General features: G+C 71.6%; 1 protein-coding gene. It reads left to right on the top strand.

The window, feature by feature from the left end:
* Positions 1 to 21: 21 nt before the first annotated feature.
* A partial coding sequence (locus tag ACIA8E_RS42000; protein WP_399307395.1) for a 6-phospho-beta-glucosidase occupies positions 22 to 1,283 on the top strand: 1,262 nt, incomplete at its 3' end.

Raw genomic sequence — 1,283 nt, 5'->3', positions numbered from 1 at the left:
ACCGGAGTAAAGGGCTGACCTATGAAGCTCGCAGTAGTTGGTGGCGGGTCCACCTACACCCCTGAACTGATCGACGGCTTCGCCCGGCTGCGGGACACGCTGCCCGTCGAGGAGCTCGTGCTCGTCGACCCGGCGGCCGACCGCCTCGAACTCGTCGGCGGTCTCGCCCGGCGGATCTTCGCCAAGCAGGGCCACCCGGGCCGCATCGTCACCACCTCGGACGTCGACGCGGGCGTCGCCGACGCCGACGCGGTCCTCCTCCAGCTGCGCGTCGGCGGCCAGGCCGCCCGCAACCAGGACGAGACCTGGCCGCTGGAGTGCGGCTGCATCGGCCAGGAGACGACCGGGGCCGGCGGCCTCGCCAAGGCGCTGCGCACCGTCCCCGTCGTCCTCGACATCGCCGAACGCGTCCGGCGCGCCAACCCGGACGCCTGGATCATCGACTTCACCAACCCGGTCGGCATCGTGACCCGGGCGCTGCTCCAGGCCGGCCACAAGGCCGTCGGCCTGTGCAACGTGGCGATCGGTTTCCAGCGCAAGTTCGCCGCGCTGCTCGACGTGACCCCGGGAGAGATCCACCTCGACCACGTCGGCCTCAACCACCTCACCTGGGAGCTCGGGGTACGTATCGGCGGCCCCGACGGCGAGAACGTCCTGCCGCGGCTGATCGCCGAGCACGGCGACGCCCTCGCCGGCGATCTGCGCATGCCGCGGGCGATCGTCGACCGGCTCGGCGTCGTCCCCTCGTACTACCTGCGGTACTTCTACGCGCACGACGAGGTCGTGCGCGAGCTCGGCAGCAAGCCCTCGCGGGCGGCCGAGGTCGCCGCGATGGAGAAGGAACTCCTCGCCATGTACGGCGACCCGGCACTGGACGAGAAGCCTGCGTTGCTGGCCGGACGCGGCGGCGCGTTCTACTCGGAGGCGGCCGTGGACCTGGCGTCCTCGCTGCTGGGCTCGGGCGGCTCCGCGGTGCAGGTGGTCAATACGTACAACAAGGGGACGCTGCCGTTCCTGCCGGACGACGCCGTGATCGAGGTGCAGGCCCGGGTCGACGGCACGGGCGCGACGCCGCTCGCCGTTCCCGAGCTGGACCCGCTGTACGCCGGTCTGATCTCCCATGTGACGGCGTACGAGGACCTCGCCCTGGAAGCGGCGCTGCGCGGGGGCCGGGACCGGGTCTTCAAGGCACTGCTCGCCCACCCGCTGATCGGCCAGTTCGAGTACGCCGAGGCGCTCACCGACAAGCTGATCGCGCACAACCGGGAGCACCTCGCGTGGGC

The organism is Streptomyces sp. NPDC051664, assembly GCF_044453545.1.
Classification (GTDB): domain Bacteria; phylum Actinomycetota; class Actinomycetes; order Streptomycetales; family Streptomycetaceae; genus Streptomyces.
This window is presented reverse-complemented; position numbering and strand designations above follow the sequence as displayed.